Source organism: Nocardiopsis sp. TNDT3, assembly GCF_003427465.1.
Taxonomy (GTDB): domain Bacteria; phylum Actinomycetota; class Actinomycetes; order Streptosporangiales; family Streptosporangiaceae; genus Nocardiopsis; species Nocardiopsis dassonvillei.
The window spans coordinates 1-4,965 of record NZ_QPFC01000247.1; the positions used below are offsets into that span (position 1 = coordinate 1).

The window sequence follows — 4,965 nt, forward strand, 5'->3', positions numbered from 1 at the left end:
CTCCCGCGAGCGTTCGTCGCGAACGGCCGCCGAGGCCCCTTCCTCCGGTCCGCCGCCCCGGCACCGCCTGCGCGAGGAGCCCTCCGCGGACGACTACGCCCGCCTGGTCGGCCTGGCCGTCGAACACCTCTCCAACGAAGGCCTGGACAAGGTCGTCCTGGCCAGGACCCTGCTGCTGGACCTGGCGGAACCCCTCGACCCCGGCCGCGTCCTGGCCCGCCTCACCGCGGACAACCCGGGCGCCTTCAACTTCGCGGTCGCCGCGGGGGCCTTCGGCTCCGGGGAGGTCTTCGGGGAGGACTCCGGCGGGACGGACGGCCGGGGCCGGGGTCCGTTGCGGCGACCGGCCCCTGTCCTGGTGGGGGCCAGCCCCGAACTGCTCGTCGCGCGCAGCGGCCCCCGGGTGCGCTCGCACCCGCTCGCGGGCTCCGCGCCGCGCCACCCCGATCCGGAGGCCGACCGCGAACGCGCCGAGGCCCTGCTGGCCTCGGCCAAGGACCTGCGCGAGCACGCCTTCGTCGTGGAGGCCATCGCCGAACGCCTGCGCCCGCTCTGCTCCCGGCTCGACGTTCCCGAGGCCCCCTCGCTGACCGCGACCGCGACCATGTGGCACCTGGGCACGCCCCTCTCCGGCCTGCTCCGGGAACCCCTTCCCTCGGCGCTGGAACTGGCCGCCGTCCTGCACCCGACCCCCGCCGTCTGCGGCACGCCCGCCGAGGCCGCCGCACGGGCCATCGGCGCGTGGGAGCCCTTCGACCGGGGCCTGTACGCGGGCGCGGTCGGCTGGTGCGACGCCGACGGCGACGGGGAGTGGGCCGTCACCCTGCGCTGCGCCGAGATCGCGGGGACCCGGGCGCGCCTGTTCGCCGGAGCCGGGATCGTCGCGGACTCCGTGCCCGCCGAGGAGGCGGCGGAGACCGGCGCCAAGTTCCGCACCATGCTCAACGCCCTCGGGCTGGGGCCCGTCGGGCCGGGTTCCGCCGGTCCCGATCCCGGTGCCTCAGGCCCGGGCGCCCTGGACCCGGCGGCCCGGGTTCCGCCGCCCTGACACGGCGCACCGGTGCGCGGCCCCGCGAAACCCGCCATCCCCGTTCCGACACCACATGGAGAACACCCCTGATGTCCCTTCCCTCGATCGAGCCCTACCCCATGCCTGGCGAGGGCGACCTGCCCGACAACCGGATGTCGTGGTCGGTGGACCCCGACCGCTGCGTCCTGCTCATCCACGACATGCAGCGCTACTTCCTCGACGCCTTCTCCCCCGACGAGGAGCCGGTGCCGAGCCTGATCGCCAACGTCGGCGCCCTGCGGAGCGCGTGCGCCGCACTCGGCGTTCCGCGCGTCTACACCGCCCAGCCCGGCTCCCAGGACCCGGACGACCGGGGGCTGCTCACCGACCTGTGGGGCGAGGGGCTGCGTGACGACCCGGCCCACACCGCGATCGTGGAGGGGCTGGAACCCGCCGACGACGAGATCGTCATGACCAAGTGGCGCTACAGCGCCTTCGCCAGGAGCGGTCTGGAGGAGTACCTGCGCGACGCGGGCCGCGACCAGCTGGTCGTCTGCGGCGTCTACGCCCACATCGGCGTCCTGACGACCGCGTGCGACGCCTTCATGCGCGACGTCCAGGCCTTCGTCGTGGCCGACGCGGTGGCGGACTTCTCCGCGGGCGACCACGCGATGGCCCTGTCCTACGCCGCCCGCCGCTGTGCCGGGACGGTGAGCACCAAGGGGGTTCTGGCCGCACTGAACGGCTGAGCGCCCCCGGCGGTGATCCTGCTCCCGGCGTCACCGCCGACGCCGACACCCGTGCCAGGAGCAGGATCACCGTGTGGGAGCGGCCCGGTCGTCACACCATCGAGCCCACCGGGCGCCACCGGGCCCACCAGCACGACTGGCGTCACCAGGCCCATTGGCACCGCCGGGCCTTCCGGCACCACCGGTCCCACGGCCCTCCCGGGCCTCCTACGCCTCCCGAGCCCGCAGGCTAGGAAGCCGCCAACTCCCGCCTCAGCCGCTTCTTGTCCACCTTGCCCACCCCGGTGAGGGGGAGTCCGGCGACCGCGCGCACCTCGTCGGGAACCTTGAAGGCGGCCGCGCCGCGCTCCAGCATCGCGCCGCGCACCTCCTCCCGGGTCGGGCACCGCCCGTCGGCCACCAGCAGGGCGACCGAGCGCTCGCCCAGGACGGGATCGGCCACGCCGACCACCGCCGCCGCCCGCACGCCGGGCAGGGCCAGCAGGTACTCCTCCACCTCGGTCGCGGCGATCTTCTCCCCGGCCCGGTTGACCTGGTCCTTCACCCGGCCCACGACCACCAGGTCGCCGCCCTCGCTCCGGGTCACCAGGTCCCCGGTGCGGTAGAACCCGTCCGGGGTGAAGCGCAGCGCGTCCAGTTCGCGCGCCCGGTAGTAGCCGCGCAGGGTGTAGGGGCCGCGGGTGAGCAGTTCCCCGGGGGTGCCCGGGGGCACCGGGTCTCCGGCCTCGTCCACCACCGCGACCTCGTCGGCGGGCGAGAGGGGGCGGCCCTGGGTCGTGCACACGAGGTCGTCGGGGTCGTCCAGACCGGTGTAGTTGTTGAGGCCCTCGGCCATGCCGAACACCTGCTGGAGGCGGCAGCCCAGGGCGGGGCCCACGCGCCGGGCGGTCGTGTCGTCCAGGCGCGACCCCCCGACCTGGAGGACGCGCAGGGAGGACAGGTCGTGCCCGGTCCGGCCGGCCTCGTCCAGCCAGGAGGGCACCAGCGCGGGCACGAGCGAGGTGATGGTCACCCCCTCGCGTTCGATGAGCGCGAAGGCCGTGGTCGGGCTGGGGTCGGGGCTCAGGACGACCGTGCCGCCGACCGCGAGGGTGCCCACGATCCCGGGGGAGACCATGGTGAAGTTGTGCGCGACGGGCAGGACGGCCAGGTAGACCGCGTCCTCTCCCACTCCGCAGGCCTCGGCCGACGCCCGGGCGTTGTACCCGTAGTCGGCGTGGGTGCGCGGGATGAGTTTGGGGGTGCCCGTGGTGCCTCCGGACAGCAGGAGCAGGGCCAGGTCCTCGGCGCCGACCCCGGGGGTGCGCCCGTGCGGCCCGCTCTCCCCGGCGTCGCCGCCGCGGGGGAGGGGATCCGCCTCCGCGAGGGCGTCCCACCGCACCCCGCCGGTGTCCCCGGGGTCGCCGACGACGACCAGAGCGCGCACCGACGGCACGTCCCGCGCGATCCGGGCCGCGGCCGCCCTGGGGTCGCTGCGGCCCCTGCCCTGCGCGACGACGACGGCGCACGCCCGCGCCGTGCGCACGAGCGACTCCACCTCGGCGGCGCCCAGGGTCGGCAGGGCCAGGACCGGCACGGCCCCGATCCGCAGCAGGGCGAAGAGCGTGACGACGTACTCGCGCCGGTTGGGCAGCTGGAGCAGGACGCGTTCGCCCGGTTCCACCCCGAGCGAGGTCAGCCCCGCGGCCAGCCGGTCCACGCGCCCGTCCAGTCCGGCGTAGGTGAGCCGGTCCGCGCCCGACACGAGCGCGGTGCGCTCCCCGTCGCGGTCGGCCCGCTCGCGTAGCAGGTCGTCCAGCTTCCGGTCGTCCCAGAAGCCGCGTTCGCGGTACTCCCTCGCCTGCTCCCTCGGCCAGCGCAGCCAGTCCTGGGGCATGTGATCCCTCCCGTATTTCCGCGGGCCCGGGTCGACCGGGCGGTCGCGGCAGTGCTATACATAGGCACATCGGCAATGAAAACGGTTTTCATTATTGCTGATCGTGTCGAACCCGAACACAGAGGGGCAGAACACCGTGTCAGACCACGCCGGGGCGGGAACCGGAGCCGGAGCCGTGCGCGAGCAGGTGGCGGAGGTGCTCGGAACCCGGGGGTTCGCCGACACCGACGACCTCTTCGAGCACGGGCTGGACTCGTTGGGCCTGATCCGCCTGGTGGGCGCCTGGCGGGAGGACGGGTTCGACGTCACCTTCGAGGACCTGTCCGCCAACCCGACGGCGGCCGCCTGGAGCGCCCTGCTGCGGGGTTCGGCGGCCACGGAGCGCCCCGCGCCGCGGGAACCCGTGCGGCCGGTGGCGGAGGGGGAGCGCTTCCCCCTGGCGACCATGCAGCACGCCTACTGGATCGGCCGCCAGGACGGACAGCCGCTGGGCGGGGTCGCGGCGCACTTCTACACCGAGTTCGACGGCCACGGCGTGGACCCCGAACGCCTCGCCTCGGCCCTGCGGGCCGTGGTGGAGCGCCACCCGATGCTGCGTGTGAGGTTCGACGACGACGGCCACCAGCGCGTGCTTCCCGCGGCCGCCGTCCTCGCCGCGCCCGGAGCGGCTGACGCGCCTGCCGGGTCTGGTGCTCCTGCCGAGCTGAGTGGGTCCGTTGTGACCAGTGCGCCTGTGGGGACCACCGCGTCTGTCGCGCCTGTCGCACCCGTGCCGTCTGCTGAGTCTGGTGTGCCTGTGGAGTCCGATGGGTCCGTTGTGACCAGTGCGCCTGTGGGGACCGCATCCGACGCACCTGGCGCATCCATGCCCTCTGCTGAGCCTGGTGGGTCCGCTGGGACCAGCGCGTTCGTGCAGGCCGCCCCCGCCGTGACGGTCCACGACCTGACCGGCCTGGACCCCGAGGAGGCCGACCGGGTCCTCGCCCGGATCCGGGACACCTCCACCCACCGCCGCATGGACGTCGCCGCCGGACAGGTCCTGGACGTGGCCCTCTCCCTGCTGCCGGGCGGTGCCACCCGCCTGCACGTGGACCTGGACATGATCGTGGCCGACGCCCTCAGCCTGCGCGTCCTGCTGGAGGACCTGCGCGCCGCCTACCGGGGCGACGACCTTCCGCCCCTGGAGTACGGCTTCGCCCGCTACCTCGCCGAACGCGCCTCCCGCGACCCCCGGCCGCGCGAGCGCGCCCGCTCCTGGTGGCACGAACGCCTGCGCGAGATCCCCCCGCCGCCCGAACTGCCCGTCCTCCCGGGCGCCGCGCTCCCCGCGC

General features: G+C 74.9%; 4 protein-coding genes. 3 read left to right on the plus strand and 1 reads right to left on the minus strand.

Going from position 1 to position 4,965, the window contains the following annotated elements; translation table 11 throughout:
- The coding region (locus DQW06_RS06770; RefSeq protein ID WP_117198156.1) for an isochorismate synthase MenF at window positions 1–1,048 on the plus strand (1,048 nt) is incomplete at its 5' end.
- A gap of 71 nt (window positions 1,049–1,119) precedes the next feature.
- Entirely contained in the window at window positions 1,120–1,758 is a 639-nt protein-coding gene (locus DQW06_RS06775) for an isochorismatase family protein (RefSeq protein WP_117198157.1), read from the plus strand.
- A 229-nt stretch (window positions 1,759–1,987) separates the two neighbouring features.
- Here the strand turns inward: DQW06_RS06775 and DQW06_RS06780 are convergent, their stop codons facing one another.
- Entirely contained in the window at window positions 1,988–3,634 is a 1,647-nt protein-coding gene (locus tag DQW06_RS06780) for a (2,3-dihydroxybenzoyl)adenylate synthase (RefSeq protein ID WP_117198158.1), read from the minus strand.
- A gap of 136 nt (window positions 3,635–3,770) precedes the next feature.
- Here DQW06_RS06780 and DQW06_RS06785 point away from each other — a divergent pair.
- On the plus strand, window positions 3,771–4,965 hold a 1,195-nt coding region (locus DQW06_RS06785), incomplete at its 3' end, for a phosphopantetheine-binding protein (RefSeq protein ID WP_232832967.1).